The sequence below is a fragment of the Paenibacillus sp. FSL K6-1330 genome, assembly GCF_037976825.1.
Taxonomy (GTDB): Bacteria; Bacillota; Bacilli; order Paenibacillales; family Paenibacillaceae; genus Paenibacillus_AQ.
Genome location: NZ_CP150269.1, coordinates 1,637,096 through 1,661,300 on the forward strand (window position 1 = coordinate 1,637,096; position 24,205 = coordinate 1,661,300).

Annotated in this window: 14 protein-coding genes; 9 read left to right on the plus strand and 5 right to left on the minus strand. The window is 51.4% G+C overall.

Annotated features, from left to right (window positions below):
• The first annotated feature begins 55 nt into the window (after positions 1-55).
• The 7 genes from NYE54_RS07135 to NYE54_RS07165 all read left to right on the plus strand — a co-directional run bounded on the left by NYE54_RS07135 (position 56) and on the right by NYE54_RS07165 (position 17,744).
• Positions 56-1,150, plus strand: a complete 1,095-nt coding sequence (locus NYE54_RS07135; RefSeq protein ID WP_339271112.1) for a CapA family protein — start codon at positions 56-58, stop codon at positions 1,148-1,150.
• Between the two features lie 477 nt (positions 1,151-1,627).
• Positions 1,628-7,738 carry a phosphodiester glycosidase family protein gene (locus tag NYE54_RS07140; protein ID WP_339271114.1) on the plus strand — a complete coding sequence of 2,037 codons (6,111 nt, stop codon included), beginning with the start codon at positions 1,628-1,630 and terminating at the stop codon, positions 7,736-7,738.
• A gap of 230 nt (positions 7,739-7,968) precedes the next feature.
• Positions 7,969-8,295, plus strand: coding sequence for an antibiotic biosynthesis monooxygenase (locus NYE54_RS07145; protein WP_339273414.1), 327 nt, complete (start codon positions 7,969-7,971; stop codon positions 8,293-8,295).
• Between the two features lie 39 nt (positions 8,296-8,334).
• Positions 8,335-9,330 (plus strand): Gfo/Idh/MocA family oxidoreductase, encoded by a 996-nt coding sequence (locus tag NYE54_RS07150; protein ID WP_339273416.1) that lies wholly within the window; start codon positions 8,335-8,337, stop codon positions 9,328-9,330.
• Positions 9,331-9,552: 222 nt separating this feature from the next.
• A complete protein-coding gene (locus NYE54_RS07155; RefSeq protein WP_339271116.1) occupies positions 9,553-13,662 on the plus strand; it encodes an S-layer homology domain-containing protein in 4,110 nt (1,369 codons plus the stop codon).
• Positions 13,663-13,962: 300 nt separating this feature from the next.
• Positions 13,963-16,905 (plus strand): family 10 glycosylhydrolase, encoded by a 2,943-nt coding sequence (locus NYE54_RS07160; RefSeq protein WP_339271118.1) that lies wholly within the window; start codon positions 13,963-13,965, stop codon positions 16,903-16,905.
• Positions 16,906-17,105: 200 nt separating this feature from the next.
• Positions 17,106-17,744, plus strand: a complete 639-nt coding sequence (locus NYE54_RS07165; RefSeq protein WP_339271119.1) for a TVP38/TMEM64 family protein — start codon at positions 17,106-17,108, stop codon at positions 17,742-17,744.
• On the opposite strand, the gene NYE54_RS07170 is transcribed toward NYE54_RS07165, so the two are convergent.
• Positions 17,739-19,412, minus strand: a complete 1,674-nt coding sequence (locus NYE54_RS07170; protein ID WP_339271121.1) for a PH domain-containing protein — start codon at positions 19,410-19,412, stop codon at positions 17,739-17,741. The two genes, NYE54_RS07165 and NYE54_RS07170, sit on opposite strands and share 6 nt — an antisense overlap.
• Positions 19,405-19,887, minus strand: a complete 483-nt coding sequence (locus NYE54_RS07175; RefSeq protein ID WP_076322918.1) for a PH domain-containing protein — start codon at positions 19,885-19,887, stop codon at positions 19,405-19,407. Before NYE54_RS07175 ends, NYE54_RS07170 begins: the two co-directional genes overlap by 8 nt.
• 240 nt (positions 19,888-20,127) lie before the next feature.
• Between NYE54_RS07175 and NYE54_RS07180 the strand changes: the two genes are divergently transcribed.
• Together NYE54_RS07180 and NYE54_RS07185 are read left to right on the plus strand one after the other, a co-directional pair.
• Positions 20,128-21,069: a YafY family protein gene (locus NYE54_RS07180; protein WP_339271123.1), complete on the plus strand. Its 942-nt coding sequence runs from the start codon at positions 20,128-20,130 to the stop codon at positions 21,067-21,069.
• 63 nt (positions 21,070-21,132) lie between these two features.
• On the plus strand, positions 21,133-21,642 hold the full coding sequence (locus NYE54_RS07185; RefSeq protein WP_339271125.1) for a GyrI-like domain-containing protein: 510 nt from the start codon (positions 21,133-21,135) through the stop codon (positions 21,640-21,642).
• A gap of 140 nt (positions 21,643-21,782) precedes the next feature.
• Here the strand turns inward: NYE54_RS07185 and cpaA are convergent, their stop codons facing one another.
• The 3 genes from cpaA to NYE54_RS07200 form a co-directional block, all read right to left on the minus strand.
• On the minus strand, positions 21,783-22,265 hold the full coding sequence (gene cpaA, locus NYE54_RS07190; protein WP_339271127.1) for a capreomycin N-acetyltransferase CpaA: 483 nt from the start codon (positions 22,263-22,265) through the stop codon (positions 21,783-21,785).
• Positions 22,266-22,420: 155 nt separating this feature from the next.
• A complete protein-coding gene (locus NYE54_RS07195; protein WP_339271129.1) occupies positions 22,421-23,245 on the minus strand; it encodes a carbohydrate ABC transporter permease in 825 nt (274 codons plus the stop codon).
• 1 nt (position 23,246) lies between these two features.
• Entirely contained in the window at positions 23,247-24,200 is a 954-nt protein-coding gene (locus NYE54_RS07200) for a sugar ABC transporter permease (protein ID WP_339271131.1), read from the minus strand.
• Positions 24,201-24,205 lie beyond the last annotated feature (5 nt).

The following is a 24,205-nucleotide window of genomic DNA, read 5'->3' on the forward strand; positions in this document are numbered from 1 at the left end:
AACGTGGTAAATAACTAGCTTCTTAGAAGTTCTTATTTGGAAAGGCGGCATCGATATGAAAAGATTATTTTGCCTCATTCTGGTTATCGTTATGATTCTCCCGGTCAGCATCGTTTCGGCAGCGGGCACGAATGAGAAAGAGACTCAGAGCAAGGTCAAGGAGACCAAGGATACAGCGGGCACAACCACTCAAGCCAAGTCGAAGAGCAAACCGATAGATCTTGTTTTTGCAGGTGACATTCTGTTGGACGGCTACGTGGGGAGTCAGATTGATAGATTCGGGAACCTATACCCATTTAAGAAGGTTGCCCCCATCTTGAAAAAAGCGGACATGGCGTTTGCCAATCTGGAGACACCGGTCTCCACTCGGGGTAAGGCTGCGGACAAAACCTTTGCTTTCCGTTCGAAGCCGGATACGCTCGAAGGCTTGGTCTATGCAGGAATCGACGGCGTAACGCTGGCTAACAACCACATTCTGGACTATGGGCAGCATGCGATGCTGGATACGATTACACATTTGAAGCGCCAGAAGATCGGGTACACGGGAGCCGGGCGCAATATTGACGAGGCCTTCCAGCCTTACGTTCAGAACATTGATGGGAAGAAAATTGCGGTGCTGGGCGTCAGCCGGGTCCTCTCGGGTAATTCTTGGATCGCGGGCAAGAACCATCCGGGCGCTGCTTCCGCGTACACAATGGAGCCGATGTTAACCCATATTAAGAAATCGGCAAAAACAAACGATTATACGATCGTGTATATCCACTGGAATGAGGAATTTTCCGACTATCCGGAAGAATATGCACGCACGATGGCGAAGAAGATGATCGATGCGGGTGCCGACATTATTATTGGTTCCCACAGCCATACGTTGATGGGCATTGAGTATTACAAGAACAAACCGATTTATTATTCGCTGGGCAACTTCGTGTTTAATCGCTCAACACGGGGCGGTGACAATACCTTGCTGTCGATGATGGTCCATTTTGAGATCCAGGGTTCCAAGATCACGAGCCGGATTACGCCGGTGAAAATTATTCAAGGTCAACCGAATCTGATGGACAAGAAGTACAACAAAGACATCATCGCGAAACTGAACAAACTCTCCTATAATGCAAAAATTGATGCCAACGGCAATGTCACCAAAAAATAAAAGGAAGTTTATAAACAACTGCGGCCATAACCATAGGACGCGGTTGTTTTTTTGTGCGCTGGGGAAGACCTTCGCAAAAAATGTCAGAAACGGTATGGATTTTTTCTCATTCTCAGCATTCGACAAAATCCGCACTTACTCCATCCAGCCAGAAATTCCTGCTCCGAAAAATAAAATAAAGTTTTACAAAACATATTGTAATTCGAAATAAAATTTCAATATGATAAGGGAAAGAAGACGGGTTAACTTCGGTCGTTGGTGGTAGCGGTGAATATGAAGCGGAAGCATACATTTTTGCAGCCCTTCCAGCTAATGACGGAATGTAACAGCGATAGCGGCAGAGTTAACTTCGTCTTAACACAGATCGGAGGTGGAATTAACAAGCTAACGTTATACTCCCGAGTAGGTCTTTCATTCACGGACAAACATCCGGGAGAAAACAAGAGTCCAAGCACAGAGAGGGAGGAATTAATGTACATGATAAAAAGCAAAAAGAGAATATCGTCGCTGCTCAGCGGAGTGATGTTTCTTTCGCTACTGCTTCCCGCAGGACAAGCTGCTGCCGACCCGGTCGCCGCTGCGTCATCGGTCATTGATATGCGGCAGATGGAGATTGGGCCAGGGGCTACATATACATGGGCGAATATGCAAAAGGGCAGTGGCGAGCAGAAGGTCCACATGGTGGAGTTTGATCCATCGCAAGGGAATCTGGAGCTTCAGCCCGGCCTCACCGATGGCAAGGTCTACGGCATGCAGGGAGTCAGCAAAATGGCATCCGATGCCGACAAGGCAGGCAACCGCGTCATCGCGGCAGTGAATGGGGATTTTTACGATATGTCCACCGGAATTCCGCTCGGATTGTTTATGGGGGGCGGGGAGTTATTAACGGATCCGCCCAGTGGCCGGAACGCCTTTGGCATTAAGCCGGACGGGACCAGCCTGTACGGCAGTCCGAAATTGACGAAAAACGTGACGATAGGCGGAGTGGTAAGCAGTCTATCATCCATCAACCGTCTCAGAGGGACGGACGCACTTGTTCTTTATACCGAAAAATTTAATGCCACCACGATGACCAATAACCTTGGAGACGAGGTGATTCTGGATATTGTGAGCGGCAGGGTCGCCAGTGGGGAGATCTTGACGATGAAGGTGGCCTCTGTTCTTAAAGATCAGGGGAATTCGCCGATTGGCCCAGGCCAGGTGGTACTATCCGCATCGGGATCACAGCGGAGCAAGCTTGCCGGACTCCAGGCAGGGGATGAAGTAAAGGCAAGTTTTGAGCTGGACAACGAGTGGAAGGATGTCACGATGGCGATTGGCGGTACGGTGATGCTGGTGCAGGATGGCGTAGTCCAGCAGCATACCGATCCGGCCGTGCATCCAAGAACGGTGGTGGGAACCAAAGCGGACGGAACCGTTGTGCTGTTCGAGGTCGATGGTCGTCAGCCCGGCTTCAGTGAAGGGCTTAACTACATCGAACTTGGCGAAATGCTGCAAGAGCTTGGTGCGGTAAACGCATTGAATCTGGATGGAGGCGGATCAGCTACCTTTGTTGCCCGCCTGCCGGGAGAAGCCACGCGCAAGGTGCTCAACTCGCCATCCGATGGCGGTGAACGCAAGACGGCCAACGGTATTTTGCTGGTGAACAAGGCGCCTGAAGGAGCACCGAATAAACTGGTCGTTGCACCTACACTGGAGAGAGTGCTGACGGGCTCCTCTACAACTTTCAAGGCGGCAGCCGTGGACCAGAACCTGCATCCGGCGAAAATGACGGAGGCTGCGGCATGGAGCGTTGACCCTGCTTATGGGAAGATCGACGCAAGCGGTACGTTTACGGCAGGGGATCAACCGGGTGTAACCGAAGTATCCGTACAATCCGGCAATCTGACCGGAACAGCCGCGTTGGAAGTCGTTAATGAGCTGACCGAGCTCAAGTTCTCGGACGCCGTGAAGACCTTCTCTTCCGGCTCGACCGAGACGCTTAAGGTGACCGCGCTTCGAAATGGACAGGTGATTCAGGCGGATAACAGTCGTTTTGAATGGCGAACCGAAGGCGACATCGGGACGATTGACGCAAATGGAACGTTTACCGCCACGGACAAGCAGGATGTCAGCGGCAAAATCCATGTGAAATACGGAAATGTTGAAACTTCCATTGATGTGAATGTCGGGCTTCCGCCGGTTATGCTCGAGGATTTTGAGAACGGCCTCAGCCGTTATAAACCAAGTGCCGGAGCGCAGTATAAGTCGACCAAGGTATCCATTGAAACCGATGAGACCTACATTCGCTCGGGGAATGGCGCATTGAAGCTGGAGTATGATTTTACCGGAATGACAGGCACCTCCGGCGCTTATCTGCAGACGAATGGCACAGCGGACAATATCGAAATTCCTGGTTATCCGGAGAAGATCAGCATGTGGGTCTACGGGGACGGCAATGCGCACTGGCTCCGTGCCCAGATTCGTGACAGCAAGGGCACGATCCCGCTCGATTTTACAGATCAGACGATTGGCGTTGATTTCAAGGGATGGAAGTATCTCGAAGCGTCCGTTCCCAAAGGAAGAACCCTTCCGCTGGTGATGGACATGCCTGTTCGTTATATGGAAACCCAAGCCGCGAAAAAAGACGCCGGTGCCATCTACGTGGACGAAATTCGGGCATTGTACAGCCCGGCTAATGACGATATCGAACCGCCGATTCTGAAGAAATTCTCGCCGGCTGAGGGTGCGGAAATCAAGGTGAATACGCCGACCATAACCGTGTATGCCGAGGATGCAGGTTATGATCCTGTCGCACACCCGGGAACCACCTTAATTGATCCGGACAAAATCCGATTCTATCTGGACGGCAGTCCGGTGCAGCACACCCTGTATCCGCCGGAAGGAAGAATCCATTACACGCCGAGCGTTCCGCTTGCCGATGGCGTTCATCAGGCGAAAGTAACCGTCCGCGATATGGCGGGCAACCAAACGACCAAGGAATGGAACTTCACCGTAAATACGGGCGCAGCCAAGGTGGTGTACGATACGCCGGATACGATCTATGTTGGCGGCAGTTATACGCTCGATATCGGCGGAGTGAAGACCTCCCAAATTCGCGGCGGGCATGTCGATTTCCAATTCGATCCCACCAAAGTGGAGAATCTGGAGCTCATACCGGGAGACAAGCTGGGTCCAACCCAGGTTAGCGGGAACATCGACGGTACAACTGGAAAGGTGAGAGTGACCTGGAAGGACATCCATACCGCATCCCTGCAGGATACGGATTGGATCGGCCAAATCCGGTATGACGTGAAAAAGAACGCCACTGGCAGCAGCATTCTATCACTCACGTCCGGGGCGGTATCCTTTGCCGATACGGGCAATACCGAATTTTCGTTCTACGGTCTTCCGATAGAATCGCAGATCGCAACGCATTATGCGCTGAACTGGAATGAGGAAGGAACCGTACAGGGATACGAAACCGTGTTTGAAGTGACCGATGCCCAAGATCAGCCTGTGGAAGGCGTTCAGATCATGGCTGACGCAGCGGCGGTGGGCAAAACAGATGCTGCGGGCATCCTGAAGACGGCGGCGCTAACATCCCAGGTGAAGACGTATACCGTGCAAGCCGTAAAGAATAATCAATATAGCCCGGCCTTGGAGTTTAAGGTTTCGCCGCTGGCTGGAAGTCCTACTCCATTCAACATCAGCGTGGGCATGGGCGAAGATCCGACCACGTCGCGGATGCTGAACTGGCACACGGACCCGGCGACGGATGGGACCGTCGTGGAACTGGCCAAGCGGTCCGAATTTACGGATTTCGATGCGCCGAACGTCCAGAAGTTCAATGGTGCTAGCGAGCTGTACCATACCTTGGATCTCGGCACCGTTCGTGTCCATAAAGCGACGGCAGCCGGACTTGAGCCAGGCACAGAGTATGTGTACCGTGTCGGTGATGGACAAGGCCATTACAGTGCCCAAGGCTCTTTTAGCACAACGGAGCTTACGGGAGATACAACGAAATTCCTGTATTTTGCCGATTCCCAGGCATCCACAGCGAAGGAGTTCGAGCTGTGGGGGAATACGATCGACAAGGCGGCAGCCGAGCATCCGGACGCCGAATTTATGGTCCATGCCGGCGATATGGTCGACAAGGGATTCCTGAAGGAGCAGTGGAACTACTGGTTCGCTGAAGCCCAGAAGCATTTCCTGAATACGACGTTAGTGTCTGCCATCGGCAACCATGAAGTGATGGGGAATAACGAGAACGGAGACTTCCTGGCTCACTTTAACCAGCCGGGCAATGGCTTGGACACCCTGAAGGGAACCAATTTCTCTTTTGACTACAAGAACATTCATTTTATTATGCTGAACAGCGAATATCAGTTGGAGGATCAGAAAAAGTGGCTCCAGCAGGATCTGGCTGGCAATGACAAGGAATGGACTATCGCGATGTTCCATCGCGGGCCTTACGGAAGCATCTATGATTCCGCTGAGGTACGCAGTCTGTGGGCGCCGGTGCTTGAGGAATCCGGTGTGGATCTCGTGTTAAACGGACATGATCATATTTATATTCGTTCCTATCCGATGATGAACAACCAGATTGCTGCGGACGGGAGGGGCACAACCTACGTCGTAGCGGGATCGTCAGGACCTAAATTCTACTCTCACACGGAGCGAGGCTGGCATGAGGTGGTCGACGATGAACCAACTCAGATGTATGCTTCCGTGGAAGTGGAGGGAGACGAGCTTTATTATGTAACCAAAACGGTTGACGGACGCGTCGTGGATGAGTTTACGCTGGCGAAATCGGATACGAAGCCGGAGCCGCAGCAGATTGAAGTAACGCCAAGCCAGCTGACACTAGCTGTAGGCGAGAGCCAGAAATTGCTGGCTCAAGTGAAGCCGCGCAGGGCTGAACGAACCGTTGTGTGGTCCGTATACAGTTCCGAACCGGCGAATGATGTCGTCACCGTATCTGCAGACGGCATCGTGACGGCTCAAGGTCTGGGCAGCGCGGTCGTAAGAGCGACCAGCACGGTAGCACCGGACGTCTATGCAGATGTGAAGATTACGGTGGACCGAATTCCGAACGGCAGCATAGAGTCGATCGCCCTAAGCGGCAAATCCGAGCTGAAGGTCGGGGACACCGATCAGACCGTCACGGAGGCGGTTTATACCGACGGCAGCCGTATCCGCTTAATCGAAGGTGTAACCTATGAGAGCAGTAAGCCAGAGATCGCCTCGATCGATGAGTTAGGCTCAGTCAGGGCATTGGCCGAAGGGGCGACCGTGATTTCGGCAACCTACGAAGGGTTCAAGTCGGAATATGATTTGAAGGTGACCACCCGGGGCGGGGGAAATCCTGATCCGGGACCGGAGCCACCGGTAGACCCTCCGGTACAGCCGCCAGTAACACCACCGGTAACGCCGCCTGTGACACCGCCAGTAACACCACCGGTCACCCCGCCTGTGACACCGCCGTCAGGCAGCGTCACCTTATCAGCGAGCGAGCTGGCAGCTCAGCTGTCGAACGGGCAGGTTGTAATCACGATGGATGGAAGCTTTACGGATATCACGCTGCCAGGGAATGCAGCAGACATACTTAAGGATGGTTCGATCCATATTGAAGCGAAGAATGTGGCCATAACGATCCCGGCCGAAGTGCTTCGCCAGTTGGGTGGTCTTGCATATCCTGGCCAGCTTGAGAAGAGCACGATGAAACTGAGTGCCGCCACGTTATCGGATGCGGAGATGAAGGAGCGAATCGCGCAAGCTGCCCGCGTCTCCGGGGCCAAGCTGACAGCAGTCGGAGCCATGCTGAAGTTCCGGCTTCAATTAACGACAGCGGATGGCAAAGCTTACAACTTGACTAAATTCGATCATCCGATCACGCTGGAACTGCCGTTATCTAATGACACTAACGGCAAAAGAATAGCGATGTACTATTTGTCCGAAAATGGTGAGTTGGAGTATATAGGCGGAGTGGAAAAAGATGGCCGCATGACTTCGGGGGAGATCCGACATTTCAGCGCCTATGGTTTACTTGATTATGAGAAAACCTTTGCCGATGTGCCATCTTCATTCTGGGCTGCAGAAGTGATTGCCGATTTGGCAGCGAAGCAGCTCATCGAAGGCGTCAGCACGGAACGCTTCGCACCGGCTCAGCAAGTGACCCGGGCTGAATTTGCGGCGATGCTGGTTCGTCTGCTCGATCTTCAGGCAGAGAGCTCTGCGCCGTTTGCCGATGTAGCTTCAGGCAAATGGTACGCAGAAGCTGTGGCCGCAGCTGCCGGGTCGGGCATCGTGAATGGAATAAGCAAAGACCGTTTTGATCCGGATGCCCCGATCAAGCGTCAGGAAATGGCGGCGATGCTGGTGCGTGCTTATGCCCACGCGATGAAACTACAGCAGGAGAACATCAGCGCGGGCAGCGATTTTGCCGATCTTGCTTCATCCCCGGACTGGGTTCGGGAAGCGGTAGAAACGGCGCATGCCCTCGGATTTGTTCAGGGCCGTACACCGAGCCGCTTTGAACCGGAAGGCCTGACCACGCGTGCGGAAAGCGCGCAGGTCATCTATAATCTGTTGCACAAACTGAAGTAAAGGCTAGAAGGCAGACTACCGCTTCTCTTCTCCTGTAGATGATCACAGAGGAGAGAGGCGGTTTCTTTTCTTAAGACTAACCGAGGGCTGTCTTTACGGCATAAACGTCAAAAGACATTTTTCTTACAGGTTAAAGAACGGTGGAAGTTCCGATATAATGATTACATGGTCAATGGACGAATGTGAATCGAATTAATGGCTAATCTGGAAACCGGAAAGGAGGAGAGAGAATAACGGAATACGCGAATACGCCGAAGCCACCTTACTATGCCTGCATTTTTGTGTCCAAACGAACAGAGGGTAACCGGGGTTATGGGGAGATGTCCGATAAAATGGCAGAGCTCGCCGCGCAGCAGCCCGGCTATTTGGGGGTGGAGTCTGCACGGGATGAGGGCCTTGGGATCACGGTATCGTACTGGGATTCCCTGGAGGCCATTTGTTTATGGAAGGAGAATGCTGCTCATCAGGTAGCCCAGGAACGGGGCAAGAACGAGTGGTATGAAAGCTTTGGTTTACGAATTTGCAAAGTGGAGAGGGACAGCTTCTACAAGCTTTAGGCAAGGCTAATCCAGGAAGATGATGAGGAGGAGTAAATGATGATACAGAATCCGGGCAAGATCAGATGGGGAATCATAGGGACAGGCTGGATTGCGGAGCAGTTTGCAGCCGATCTGGCGTATGTGGAGAACGCTCAGTTTGTGGCCGTGGGCTCTCGTACGGCAAGCAATGCAGGAGAGTTTGCGTCTAAATACGATATACCGCGGGCTTATGGCAGTTACGAGGAACTCGTGAAGGATCCCGATATTGACGTTGTTTACATAGCGACTCCGCATCCGCTGCACCGGGATCATGCCTTAATGTGTCTTCAGGCCGGCAAAGCCGTCCTGTGCGAGAAACCCTTTACGATTAACGGGGATGAATTGGAGGAATTAGTGGCAGCTGCACGGGAGCAAAAGCTGTTCCTGATGGAGGCCATGTGGACGCGTTTCCTTCCCCCGATTCGGAAGGTGCGCGAATGGTTGAACGACGGACTTATCGGCGATGTTCGGCTGCTGAAGGCCGATTTTGGTTTTCGCAGCGGCTGGAATCCGCAGGGCCGTTTGCTCAATTTGGAACTTGGCGGCGGCGCGCTGCTGGATGCGGGTATTTATCCGGTGTCGTTTGCATCCATGATTTTTGGAACCGAGCCGGAGAAGATATGGAGTACCGCGCATATCGGTGAGACGGGCGTAGATGAGCAGTTCTCGGTTATTCTATCTTATGAATCGGGCAAAACCGCTTCGTTAAACGGGGCGATCCGGCTTGGATTGACGAATGAAGCTTATATTTATGGCACCAACGGGTATATTCACATTCCGTCCTTCTTGAATGCAACATCCGCTGCGCTTTATGTAGATGGCGAGGAACCGGTGGTTGTTACAGATGACCGGCAGGAGAAAGGGTATAGCTTCGAGGCTTATGAAGTGGGGCGGTGTCTAATGGAAGGGCGGCTGGAGAGCGATGTGATGACGCTTGATGAGTCGCTTGCGATTATGAGGCTGCTGGATCAGATTCGGGGACAGTGGGGCCTGAAGTATCCTTCGGAAGGTTAAGCCGTCTGGCAAATAAGGGAGCAGTGCGAGAGAACATCTCGCCCTGCTTTTTTTGTTGCTGCTATAGTTAAGATGACGTGAACAGAATTATTACGCGTTCTCAATGTCATTATTTACATAAGTTTTACGTTGGGATGACAAGCCCTTTATACCCCCTTGTTATGCTGGAGCTGTTTGACAGTCTTGCTTCACACACATCCAACATCATAAAGGAGAGAATACATGATTACTCATCTGTACAAAAGGCTATTATCCATGCTGTTATCCATAGCGTTAGTGTTTGGATTATTTGCAGGAATCGGATCCTTATCCACTGTTGAAGCAGCAACGCAGGATCAGCCTGATATCTTACTTCAGCGCAATGCGGAGTGGAAGTATTTTGATCAGGGCCAAGATTTAACAACCGTATGGCGTTCCACCTATGATGATTCCTCATGGGAATCCGGATTCGCTCCTTTCGGTTATAAAGATAACGGAAGCAGCATAGCAACCACGGAGTTTGGTCCGCTGGGCACCATAGTAGACTATGGTACGGATAAAAAACTCAAGCACCGCACGACGTATTTCCGAACGAATCTTCAAGTCAACAAGGACCAAATTGACAGTTACGGCCAGATTCTCGGCACGTTCGGCATTGATGACGGCGCCGTGCTCTACGTCAATGGCCATGAAGTAAGACGCATGGGCATGCCGGAAGGCGAAATCACGTACGACATGAAGGCGACCTCGAGCAAGGACCTGCCCGTTATATATGGGGACGTGGACCTGACCGAGCCGCTGAAAACATATTTGCAGGACGGCAATAACGAAATTGCGGTCGAGATCCATCAGCAGAGCGACAGCAGCTCGGATCTATATTTCGATATGAAGCTTGCCGCGTTAGCGCAGGCACCGGCACTGGATATTTCCAAGGTAACGGTAACCTTCCATGGAGACGCGACCAGCGCGAAAGGCTTTACCTGGTATACGCCGCTGGGCTCTTCCCAAAGCGATGTCCAGGTTGTGGAGAATCGCGGGGCCGGGCCGGACTTCAGTCAGGCGCTAGCATTTAGCGGTCGTACTTCCGTCTCCTCGAATTCTCCGGGAGAGCATGTACATAAAGCGGAAGCGACAGGTTTAATGGCGGATACCTCCTATTATTTCAGAGTTGGGGACCAGAGCCTGAATGTGTGGAGCGAGGTGGGTACCTTTCAGACGGCACCTGTCAGCGGTGCCTTCACGTTTATCGATCTGACGGATACACAAGCGAAGGAAGAGGACGAGGCGATGCTGTCGGCAGCTACCTTGTCCAAAGCACTTGCCACTATTCCAGATGCTAAATTCGTTGTCCATAACGGAGATGTGGTGGAGAACGGCACATCGGAGCAGGAATGGAACTGGTTGCTGGGTCATTCGCAATCCAGCCTTTTGAATACAACGATTGCCCCTTCCGCAGGGAATCACGAGAATAAGAATTATGCCTTCTACGAGCATTTTAATGTGAAGCAGCCAGACAACGCTGCAACGATTACTGGCGCGTACTACTCTTATGATTACAGCAATGCGCATTTCATCGTGCTTAACTCCAATGAGAATTCGCCCGAGTACGCGAACTTCTCTGCAGAGCAAGTCGCGTGGGTGAAGCAGGATGTGGAGCAAGCGAAGGCTGCCGGTGCAGACTGGATTATCGTCAATATCCATAAAGGGCCGTATACAACTTCGAACCACGCAACCGACAGTGACATCATGGGTGCGAACGGAGTAAGGAACAAAATTGCTCCTCTGATGAACGAGCTGGGAATTGATATGGTGCTGCAGGGCCATGATCACATCTATGCGCGGACAAAGCCGATCAAGAGCGACGGAACCGCCGAGGATGCCACGAAAATTACCGAGATGTTTAATGGGCAGAACATCGAATATGCAGTTAAGCCGGATGGAACCATCTACATGATTCCTGCCACCGCAGGAGCCAAGGTTTATTTCAAGAACCAGAAGCCGGAGCTGGGTGATTCATATTTCAATTTGTTTGAGCGCGCCGAAGAGAACCACGCCCGCCAGTACGGAAATACAACCAGCCTTGCCAGAGGCCAGGTTCAGAACTTTGTCGGGTTTACGATCGACGGTGGCAGGCTGACAGCTGTGACGTATGAAATCGATCAGAATCAGATGAACGGGCAGCCGTTTATCGTGGATCAGTTTGGAATTATGAAGGAGACGAAGCCGGATCCTGTTCAGGAAAAAGTGAGCAAAGTGACGGTTACGTTCCACGGCGATGCCAAAACATCCAAGGGTTTCACCTGGTATACATCCCAGCAGGTGACAGGCAGTGACCTTCAGATCGTGGAGAAGTCTGCTGTCGCTCCTGACTTTACGAATGGGATCACGTTCCAAGGACGTTCGGCTGCTTCTACTAATTCAGCAGCAGAACTTGTGCATAAAGAGGAAGCAACGAAACTCAAGCCCAATACGTCCTACGATTTCCGCGTAGGAGATGCAGCGCTTGGGGTTTGGAGTGAGACGGGAACCTTCCGGACTGCGCCGGAGAAAGGAGCGTTCACGTTCATTGATTTGGCCGATACGCAGGCGAAGGCAGAAGATGAAGCGGTGCTTTCATCCGAGACACTTGCCAAGGCGCTGGCTACCGTGCCGGAAGCGCAATTCGTTGTCCATAACGGCGATATTGTAGACAAGGGCGTCAAGGAAGAACAGTGGAATTGGCTGTTAGGTCATTCACAGGAAAGCTTGCTCCATACGACGCTGGTGCCATCTGCGGGTAACCACGAGGATGAAAACTACGCCTTCATCGAACATTTCAATGTACAGCAGCCGGATAATTCGGCAACCGAGACCGGAGCGTACTACTCATACGATTACAGCAACGCGCATTTCGTTGTGTTGAATTCCAATGAGGACTCGGACGTGTACGATAATTTCTCTGTCGAGCAGGTGGAATGGCTCAAACAAGATGTGCAGAAGGCTAAAAAAGCCGGAGCGGAGTGGGTGATCGTCAATATTCACAAAGGTCCGTACACTACTTCGAATCATGCGACGGACTCCGATATTATGGGAGCTAACGGCGTGCGGTCCAAGATTGCTCCGTTAATGGCAGAGCTCGGCATTGATTTTGTATTGCAGGGTCATGATCATATTTATGCCCGCACCAAACCGATCAAGGCTGACGGCAAAGCGGCAGAGCCGGAGAAGATTACGGAGATGCTAAACGGCGAGAAGCTGGAATACTCGGTTAATCCGGACGGTACGATCTATTTGATTCCGGCAACCGCAGGACCGAAAGTTTATTATAAGAATCCGAGTGAAAAGCTTGGGGATGCATACTACGGACTGTTTGAACGCGCGGAAGAAAACCATGCGGCCAAATACGGACCGGATCCGAGCGATAACCGGCGTCCGAAACGCAGCCAGGTACAAAACTTCGTCGGTATTACGATCGATGGCGGCAAGCTGACCGCGGTCAGCTATGAAATTGACCAGAACCTCAATGGTGCACAGCCATTTATCATTGATCAATTCGGTATCGTGAAGAAGGATGTTCAAACGCCGAATCCCGATCCAGGAACTCCAGGTCCGGGACCAGGTCCAGGAACACCGAATCCGGGGCCTGGCACATCCAATCCAGGATCAGGAAGCAACTCTGGTTCAGGCAATAATCCAGGTTCCGGTTCAGGAAGTGGCTCAGGATCAGGCTCGGGGAACGGTTCAGGTGCCGGGAATGGAACGAACCCGGGTAACGGATCGGAAACAGGTTCTCAGCCTGGAAGCAACCCTGGTACGGATTCGGGTAATGGGAATCTACCGGCGCTGAGGGATACCGCGGGGCACTGGGCCAAATCAGCCATCGATAAGGCCGTGGCAGCAGGCTTTGTCAACGGGTATGGAGACGGAACCTTCAGGCCAAATCAACAGGTTACGCGGGCTGAATTCATGGCTATGCTGGGCCGCGCGCTGCATCTGACCGAAGGCGGGACTAAGCTTACGTTCACGGACGCAGGCAAGATTCCTTCGTGGGCCAAGGATGCTGTAGCGCAAGGCGTGGCAGCAGGCATCATCAGCGGTTACAAGGATGGCTCCTTCGGTCCGCACAAGCCGCTGAACCGGGCCGAGCTGGTAGCGATGATCGTTCGTGCCAGCGGAATAAATCCCGACTCGGTAGCGAAATTGACCTTTAAAGATACGAAGGAAATTCCGAAGTGGGCTGCGCGGTATATTGCGACTGCGGTTGATGCAGGACTTGTGGGCGGTGTGGGTAACAATCGCTTCGCTCCACAGCAATTCGCAACACGGGCGGAAGCCGTGACGCTGATTATCGGACTTCTTGAACACGTGAACTGAATGAATCAGGAAGCCAAAACGGGGGATTGTCCCGTATTGGCTTCTTTTTTGCGATTGCATACGCCATGGCAGCTTAAATTCCTGCTCGAAATATAAAATTATATTTTATAAAAACTATTGAAATTTGAAATAAAATTTCAATATGATAGAGGTAGAGATGAACGCGTGTGTTCGAATCCATGCCGATCATCTACTTTTAGCGACAGAGATAGGAGGTGGGGGGCGCCGATTCGAATCGTAATCGTATTTGGGTTCAACGAATAGTAAGCGCATTCATAAAAGTAGGGAGTGAATTAGTGAATGAAAACCAGAAGACATGTCTATCGAAGCAGCAGGTCGATCCTGTGCATGACGCTGGCGTTAGCGATGATGTTCAGTACAGCTGTTTCTGCATGGGGCAGCAGTTCCGTTAATGCAGACGCAAACGCCGGAGATCCACGCGCTGTTGTGATTGAAAATTTCGAATCGGTAACCAATTTGTCCGCAACCTCCGTAAGGGGAAAGGCTCAGCTGGATGTAGTGGGGAGGCCGGAACCAATCTATTATGGACATCACGCTGCAGCTCTAACGTATGATTTTGTGGGCAGCGAATCCGGTACCTCGGCGGCTTATCTCAACTTCAAAGATCCGGACGGTTCTACCGGCAGAAGCGTCCCCGGTTCACCGACTGCACTCGGTTTATGGGTTTACGGCGACGGCGGGAATCATTGGCTCCGTGCCCAGCTTCAGGACGCTTCCGGCGGCAAGCATGCCGTGGATTTAACCTCTACCTCCGGTTTTAGCTGGAAGGGCTGGAAATACGTCAAATTTAACGTCCCCTCTACCATCAAGGCTCCTCTCAAAGTGAATCAAATCTATATCACCGAATTAAAGGACACGAATAAAAACAAAGGTACCGTATACTTCGACAGGTTGTCCGCATTCTATACGGCTTCCCAGGTGTACGGGCTCGACATTGGCGGGCTGACGCCCATGGGCGTAGGAGAAACGGCGAAGCCCCAGGTATATGCAACCTATGAAGGACATACGGAACCTGCATTATTAACAACCGGCGTGAAACTCACCAGCAGTGACGATAACATCGCTACTGTCACGGGCGCTACATACGACACTATTGAAGCATTGGCGCCGGGAACGGTAACCATAACGGCAGAATACGGAGATGGACCAAAATCTCAGTATGAGCTTCATATTACGCAGGATGTGCCAGCCCCTGGAGAATTGCTGTTATCCGGGCCGCTTCATATGGAGACCAGTCTTACCGGCAACATGAGAACCAGTGTGGTTTACTCCGTATACGGAAACCAGACGGACCCTGTATGGCTGACTGAAGGAATTAGCTATGCAAGCCATCAACCGGGCGTTGTATCTGTAGATCAAGCCGGTCAATTGACAGCAGTTTCCGCAGGAACGGCAGACATTACGGCTTCGTACCGTGGAATAACCGCACAGCATGCCATTACGGTGACGGACCCGGTTCCTGTTCTGCAGAGCATCGAACTTCAAGGACTTACAGCGGTTACGGTTGGAGACTCCTTCGAGACGGCGGTGTCCGCAACCTACTCCTGGATGGAGGAGCCGGTGATCATAACGGAAGGCGTTACGTTTACCAGCAGTCATCCGGATGTAGCCGCTGTCGATGATAAAGGAGTGGTATCCGGCTTGAAGATAGGTTCCGCTAGAGTAACAGCGACATTCCAAGGAAAGACCAGTTCCCTCTACATCACGGTGAACAAAGCTTCTGAGCATCCGAAAGCCGAGATGAGAGCGGCCTGGATTGCAACCGTCGACAATATTGACTGGCCAGCCAAAGGAGTCACCGATCCGGATCAGCAGAAGCAGCAGTTTATCAGTCTGCTTGATCAGTTGGAGGATGCGGGAATGAATGCGGTCATTATGCAGATCAAGCCGACGGCGGACGCATTCTACCCGTCCAATTACGGGCCATGGTCAGAATGGCTGACGGGAGTTCAGGGCAAAGATCCGGGGTACGATCCGCTGGCATTCCTGCTGGAGGAAGTCCATAAGCGAAACATGGAGTTTCATGCCTGGTTTAATCCATACCGCATCAGTCTTCAAGGAGACGTTAACAAACTTGTAGCAGACCACCCGGCCAGGCAGCATCCGGAGTGGGTTGAAGAATATGGCGGCAAGCTGTATTTCAACCCAGGAATACCGGAAGCGCAACAGTTTATTATCGACGGCATCATGGAGGTCGTTCGGAATTACGACATCGACGCCGTGCATTTTGACGATTACTTCTACCCGTATCCCGTAACCGGCGTGGATTTCCCGGATACGGACACCTTTAACCAATACAAAGGCTCCTTTACGAATAAGGGAGACTGGAGAAGAAATAACGTCAATCAATTCATTCAGAACGTGAACGAAGCCATCAAGGCAGAGAAGAGTTACGTGAAATTCGGCATCAGTCCGTTTGGTATCTGGAAAAATAAATCCAGCGATCCGACCGGCTCTGAAACCAATGGTCTTGAGAGTTACAATGCCATCTATGCCGACTCGAAGAAATGGGTTGAAGAAGAGTGGATCGATTATATCACACCTCAGATTTATTGGAATATCGGTTATTCCGCTGCCGCTTACGATAAGCTGATCGATTGGTGGAGCGGGATCGTGTCCGGCAAGAACGTTCATCTATACAGCGGACAAGCCGTATATAAAATCGGGTCGAATGCCGATTGGTCCAACCCCGAAGAGATGCCGAACCAGATCCATTACAACCGCAACTTTGAGGAAGTCCGGGGCAGCATATACTTCAGCTCCAAATGGTTTAAGGATAATGCGCTCGGATTTACGGATAGACTGAAGAACGATCTGTATCGATATCCGGCATTGATCCCGGCGATGCCTTGGATCGATTCGGAGGTGCCGACTTCGCCCAAGAAGCCAAAGGCTGATCAAAAGCAAGAAGGCGTGAAGCTAAGCTGGAGGTCGACAGGTGACGAGACGTATTATGCGGTCTATCGTTATGATGGCCGAGACGCCGGCAGTGTTCAAGATCCGTCGCATTTGTTAGGGACTCTCCGAAAAACAGCCGATAAGATGCAATTCTTTGTCGATCATACCGTAGCGGAGGGACAAACCTATACGTATGTCGTGACGGCAGTTGATCGTCTGCATAATGAGAGTGCCCCAAGCAAACCGGTCACGGTGAAAGTGAAGCATAGTGGTAAGCCTGGAAAGCCCCCGGTGAATCCACCAGGGAAACCGAGCAGACCGTGAGTTGACATGAGCGCGATAGGATCTAATCCATACCGGTTAACGGCTGTTCCACTTCCCTAGCAACATGTAGCTTCAGGGAACGACCAGCCCATTTCAAGCAAAAGGGACATCCCGGCTTATAGCCTTGGGATGTCCCTTTTGCGCTTGTTCCAATGGATATGCGTGATACAATAGGTGCATTACGACCTGGAGTGTGGTGCATGTTCAAGAAATTAGGAATGGCATTGGTTTACGCCGCCGTAGGTGGTCTTGTTTACTTTTATGGCGATGCCATATTGGTATGGATTCGATCGACAGACAGTATCATGCTGATGATGTTCATGGCCGTCATCATGGCCTTGTTTCCGGTGATCCCTTATCCGGTGGTAGGAGGCGTTATCGGTGCCGCCCTGGGGCCGGTCATCGGCGGAATTGTCACTTGGGTCGGCTCCACCGTCGCTTCCATCCTTATGTTTATGTTCATCCGATACGGCTATCAGGAATGGGGCGACCGGGTGCTTTACCGTTATAACAGGCTGGGAAAAGTGACAACGATGTTCGAACGGAACGCCTTTTTGACCATCCTGTTTACCCGGTTGATCCCGTTTATTCCTTCCATTGTCATCAATGTGTACGCGGCTCTCAGCAAGGTAACGTTCGCATCATACAGCATCGCGTCCGCGTTAGGCAAAATCCCAGCCATGCTGCTGTTCTCGATGGTGGGGGATCATCTCATGACAGACCCTTCCCACATCATCATCACCATCGGCGTATATGGCGTATTTCTTGTGATAACCCTTATGGTTTACCGATTGTCGGGCTTTGGTCGTTCAGGAAGAACGGAGACCGAACGTTTATAAGTGTTCAATTGATGAGGCGGGACCACTCCGTTCAGCAGATGCGGAGTTCTCGCCCTTTTTCTTTTGGAACCAAGCCCGAACAGCCTCGATCTCTCGCTGATCCATTCCGCTTAAACTTTCGTTGATCTCGCTGAATATCATCTTCACTTGAAGGGATAGAAGCCCCCTTCTTCGCTGTCTGCGGGTACCGCTAACCTCCATGGCGATAATCTGCGGCCTGCGTATATACCTGGTGGACATAGCAATGAAACGGCTGCGGATCGTTAGCTGTTTATCCGTTACATTAAGTCCGGAATCCCGGTGCGAGAGGAGTCCCCAAGCTAACGAGAGCGGAAGCAGCAGAAGTGATAACAAACCGAGCTTGTCAAAATACCAAATGCATGGGGCACTAACTACCGCGGCAAAAGCCAGCTTCCACCGCAAGTACATCCATTTTGCGCGGGGCGGCGGCGAAGCGGTAATGGTCTGAGCGCTGAATTGAGGCGTAACCCGATTCAGCAGTGCCGGAATATCTCCAGTCTTCAGTAGAGGGTGAAGCATGAAATGCTTGTCAGACTCAGACGTAAGCACATGAACCTTCACTTCAGCGTAACCGAACCAGCGCCGGAATACGCCTTCTTTAACGGTGATGGCCAGCACTCGTTCGGGAGAGAAGAGCAGTCTCTTTCTCTCCAGCAGACCGCAACTGACTGAGATTTGTTTCCCGATCCGCTCGACGGTAAATCCCGCATATTTGATCGTGTAGAGCACGGCGGAGAGCAGCCAGGATACGATGAGCGCCACAGCAGCAATGCTGATCCAACTGCCGGGCAGCAGCTTCCCTGCCGATTGAAACAGCAATTGGTACATCCGATCCGGGAGCAGGTCATCGGCAAAAGATAAAATACCGCCCACAAAGGCTAAAGCCAGCGACAGGTTGGGTGAGGAAAGTGCGGCAATGAGCAGGCGTCCGGAGGATAGTTGCAGCAGCGTGCTGCGTTCTTCCTGTACGGTGATTGGATCGTTTGCATTCTTTCTGCCAACGACGCCCGAATCGGAATCCTCCAAAAGATCGCTTCCGTATCCCATGTTCTGATTCGACGGTTGAATGGATTCGTAATTCTCTCGGGTTTCCGGCGGTTGAACAGATGGCCCCTCCGTCTGAACGGGAAGGCTCTGATCGGATGGGTCGGGGCTTTCATGGGCTTGGTGAACCTCACGCTGCGTCTGCCTTGTTCGGGTTTGCTCGCGTAGCCAGCGCTGCAGCCGTTCGCCTTCGCTATTGGTAATGGCAGGCAGTATGCCCCCGCCTTCCGTTTTGCCCGGCGTTTCGATTCGGACCTGGGTAAGCCCCAATATACGCTGCAGCAAGGGCTGCTCCATATTCATGGAATGAATGCGGCCCGTATAGATGGACAATTCCTCACGGAACAGAACGCCGCGACGGATGAGGATTTTGTCTTCTTCTAACGTATAGACGAAGCGTTTCCACTTCAGATACCCGTACAGAAGCAGAAGCGAGACCAGGATGACGATGGCGGCGGACAGCCAGTACCAGGGGATGTCGCGCAGCGATTTTCCGTTAAGGAATTTGATGGATACCAGAGCGGCGATCGGAATGAGTGATTTAACGCTGCTTACGAGCGGGAACAGGATGAACAGCCGGTGAAGTCTTGTCGGTTCATTCATCGTGATCCACCACTTTGGCCAGCTCGCCGATCTGTTTTTTCAATTCCTCTGCTTCTTCCAGCTTGAGCGCCTGAATGACATGAGTCGTAGCGGCGGTAACGACCTTTACCTTGGCTAAGCCATATTTACGAAGGAGCGGTCCCCGTTCCAGCTCGACATGCTGTACCCGCGTCATCGGGACAAGGGTGTCACTGAGCCAGATCCAGCCGGAGCGAAGCTCCAATTCTTCCTCGCTTACCTTGAAGCCGAATTGTTTGTAGGTGAAAGAGGGCACGGCCCAAGTAAACCAGGCTCCGAGAACCAAAAGTCCGATGGTGATCCAGCCCGGTATCAGGGTCCACCCGAATATAGCAGCCATAATCAGATAGGCTGCTGCAGCGAGTAGAATAACCCCATCCGTAATGAAACCCGTTATGCGGGAGATCGTTACGGAGTCCGGGTGACACCTGCGCATGGCGTCAAGTCGATTGTCCATATGTATGTTCCTCCTTGATGTTACAGATTCGTACATTTTGCATCTTTTATGTATGTCTACGTTCTTGGGGATGGATCGTTTCATCCCGTCCTTTGACTTGATTGCCGTGCCTATCATTGTAGCATAACAGGCTAACGAGCATCTGAACCTGACCTAACGGTTACATGAACACATGCCAAATCTGTTAAGCTTGAGTTAAGGAAGAACATGAATGATCGAGAGGCGAAAGGATCGCATGCAATGAAAATAGACCGGCTATTAGCCATAACCGTCCTGCTTCTGAACCGGGGGAGACTGAGCGCCAAGGAGTTGGCCGATCGGTTTGAAGTATCGAGCAAAACCATATATCGCGATATGGATACGCTATGCCAAGCCGGGATCCCGATTGTTGCCCACCAGGGAATATCCGGCGGGTTTGAAATTATGGAGCATTATATGATTGACAAGTACTGGCTGTCCGCTGAGGAGATGAGTGCGCTGGTTACAGCCGTCAAAGGGATGAGCAGTGCACTGGATGATCAGCAGATGGGCATCCTGCTTGAGAAGGTAAAAGCGCTGCTGCATAGGGTAGAGCAGGGGCTTGGCGATGAATATCGGAGGGAACCTGTGGTCATGGACTTTCAGCCTTGGGGACAGCGTCAAGGACTGAAACCCACCGTGGGCTTGCTCAAAAAGGCTATTCAAGAAAAGCGCAGGGTCGAGATGGAGTATATTGATACGCAGGGCAACGCGGAGCGAAGAACCATTGAACCGGCATCCTTGATACTGAAGGGCAATATTTGGTATGTACAAGCCTTTTGTCTGGAGCGGGAAGACGATCGAATCTTTCGATTATCGCGCATGCAGCATATCGAGATGCTGGATGAGACTTCGGAGACAAGAATGATACCGAGCATGGAACGATTAGAATGGGATGCTTCTTGGTCGAGCGCACAGGAGCAGGAGACTGTGCTGTTATTCGAAGCAGCCGCGCGTCAGCGGGTGGCGGATATTTTTCCGCCGGAACAAGTAACCGTCAACCCGGACGGCTCTTTACGCGTTCACGTGTTATACAAATTGGATGATTGGTTTTACGGCATGATTCTAAGCTTTGGTGATCAGGTGCTGGTTGAGCAGCCGGGCGAAGCAGCCGAGGAAGTGAAGCGAAGAGCACAATTGATTATGCAGCGCTACGATAACTAGGACAGATAGATGTCCACGTTACCTCTTTAGAATAGAGATATATTCATTTTAAGGAGGATACACATGAGTGATAGCAATCAGAATCAGAGTGAACGATTTATAGAAGTTAGACCCGCCATGTCCATTCAGGGTGTCGGCGTTCGAACGACGAATGAAGCGGAGGCAGGACCGCAAGGCAAGATACCACAGTTATGGGACCGGTATTTCCAAAGCGGTTTGCAGGCACAGATATCTGATAAGGATCAAGCCATATATGCTTTGTATACCGATTACGAAAGCGACGCATCCGGGGAATACACCTTGATTATCGGTAACAGGATAGAGGAAGACGTGGCTGCTGCAGCTTCTTCGGAGGAATTGGAGCAAGCGTCCGTCCCAGCAGCCAAGTACATGGTATTCCGGACAAGACGTGGCCCTTTGATGGAAATTGTCCCTGAGGTGTGGTATGAAATTTGGAGTTACTTCCAGCAATCAGCCGAAAAAAGGACGTATACCGGCGATTACGAACGCTATGATATGCAGCAGTTTGATCCTGCCCATACCATGGTGGACGTTTACATCGCTATTGAATAGCGGTTAAGAATCGGCTACTGCTCCATTGCTTGGAGTGGAAACGACTAATCCGGGTGATATAACCCAATCCGGAAGTTAGCTATATTTGCCAATAACGAACTAGAGGGTGATCCCGCAGCGGGGTCACCCTCTTTATTTCACTATCCAGAGACCGGCATCTTAATCATCGTTATGAAAGTAGTGCCGCCATAATCAAACGATGTTACTTCCGAGAAACCCAGCTGGGTATACAAGCGAATGGCTCGTTCGTTGAATTTGGCAACGGTCAGCCGATACGATGTGTAATTGTGAATTTCAGCGATGGATGACAGCACGAACGAGAGGAACTCTTTTCCCCGGCCTTGTCCGGTCGATTCCGGTTTCATGCCAAGTCCGAAATCCAGCAAATCCTCGTCATATGCACCTAACGGGATCGCAATCGGAATTTGGGCAGATGAGCCTGTGCAGCAAAAGCCGAACAGCTGCCCTTCTTCGTCCAGTATGGCGTAATAGGAATACTCAAGGAGTTCTTTCCGAAACTCCTCATCCGGCTCGCTGTTGTAGAAGTCATAGGGAGGTTCATAGTTCCATTCCATAATTTGCTCGGCGAACGTTTCGGTCATGGCCGCGATACGAAGAGGCATGATTCTCATCCTTTGGGTTTGTTGATATTGGTTTCTTCCACATCCCTTTATTTCGATTTGGAAACGTAAATAACCTTCTCTTCCGTGTTCATAGCCGGTCGGTCAGCAGGACCGAACCACTATGGAAGAGAAGGCATGTATTCCGAAGGTCCAGCTTATTTAAACCCAGTCAACGCCGATCCCGATTTCATGAAATACTTCTGTCCGAAGAAATAGATCAGGATCATGGGAATCGCCATGATGGTGGAAGCCGCCATCAGTTTCTCCCACTGCGCCCCGTGATCCTGCTGAAAGCTTTGCAGGCCGACGGTGATGGTCCATTTTGCCGAATCGTTCAAATAAATGAGCGGTCCCATGAAATCCACGTAAGACCACACAAAAGAAAATAAAGCGACGGTAGCCAGAGCCGGTTTCAGGATCGGCATGATGATCTGGACATAAATTCGCAGCTCCGAAGCCCCGTCAATTTTGGCAGCCTCTGACAACTCGGTCGGTACGCCAAGCAGGAACTGCCGAAGCAAAAAGATGAAGAACGGTGCTCCGAAGAATGCGCCGATGGTCAGCGGCATGATCGTATTCACCCAGCCGAGCTTGGTGAAGATGATGTACTGCGGGATCATCTGCACTTGAGCCGGCAGAATCATGGTCGCCACCACGATGGTAAAGATAATGTTTCTGCCCCTCCAAGGAATGCGGGAAATCGAGTAGGCTACCAGCGGCGCCGAGAACAGCTGACCGATGATATTCACCATACAAATCAGAAACGTGTTCATCATATAGCGTGTAAAAGGAATGGCTTGAAGGGCTTCTTTATAATTCGACCATTGGAACGTTTCAGGCAGGATACTCGGCGGAAACTTGAGTATTTCTTCCGGCGTCTTCAACGAGGTCATCACCAGCCATACAAATGGGAACAGGAAGATAACAGCGAATAGAAGAAGGACTACATGCGGTAAGATCACTCGCAACTTGACAGCCATGTTACTCACCTCCGTAATAGACCCAGCGGCCTGACGTTTTTAACAGGATGAACGTAATCAGCAATACGATAATAAACAGAATCCAGGCAAGCGCCGAGGCATATCCCATTTTCAGAAAAACAAAGGCTTCCTGATACAGATTGACCGCATAGAACAGTAGAGACTGTTCCGGACCGCCCAAAGAGCCGCTTCCATCCACCTTGCCTCCTGCCAGAATATAAGACTCCGTAAAAATTTGAAAGGCTCCGATTAAACCCATAATGAGCTGAAAAAGAATGATCGGGGACAGGGCAGGGACCGTAATCTTCCAGAACCGGTACCACCAGTTCGCTCCGTCCACCTGAGCCGCTTCATAATATTGCCTCGGCACGCCCTGGAGGGCTGCGAGAAAAATTAATGCGCCCGAACCCGAGCCCCACAGGCTCATCAGGATAAGAGACGGTTTTGTGTACCGGGGATCAAGCAGCCACGCCGGGTCCGTTAAACCGAGAGTGCGAAGTGCCATGTTAACTAAACCGAAGTCGGGGTTCAGCATCCATGTCCACAATAGAGCGCTTGCAACGATCGGTATGACGGATGGAAGGTAGAAGATGGTGCGGTAATAATTGATCCCCTTTACTTTGAAATTGAGCATCACGGCAATCAGCAGAGAGACGGTCAGCGTGATCGGCACGGATATGAACGCCATAAAAAAGGTGTTACCGAGCGACTTATAGAAGCGGTCATCCGCAAAAATTTGCTCGTAATTCTGAAGCCCTACCCACTTGGGAGGGCTGAATAAATCGTATTCGGTCAGACTCAGATAGAGCGAACCGAAGAACGGATAGACCGTAAAAGCCAGAAAGCCGATAATCCAAGGAGAGGCGAACGCCAGGCCAAGGTATACATAATGACGTTCCTTCCTGGACCAGCCTGATACGTGTTTTCGTTGATTCGCTGCTGTGGAGACTCTCATCTTCG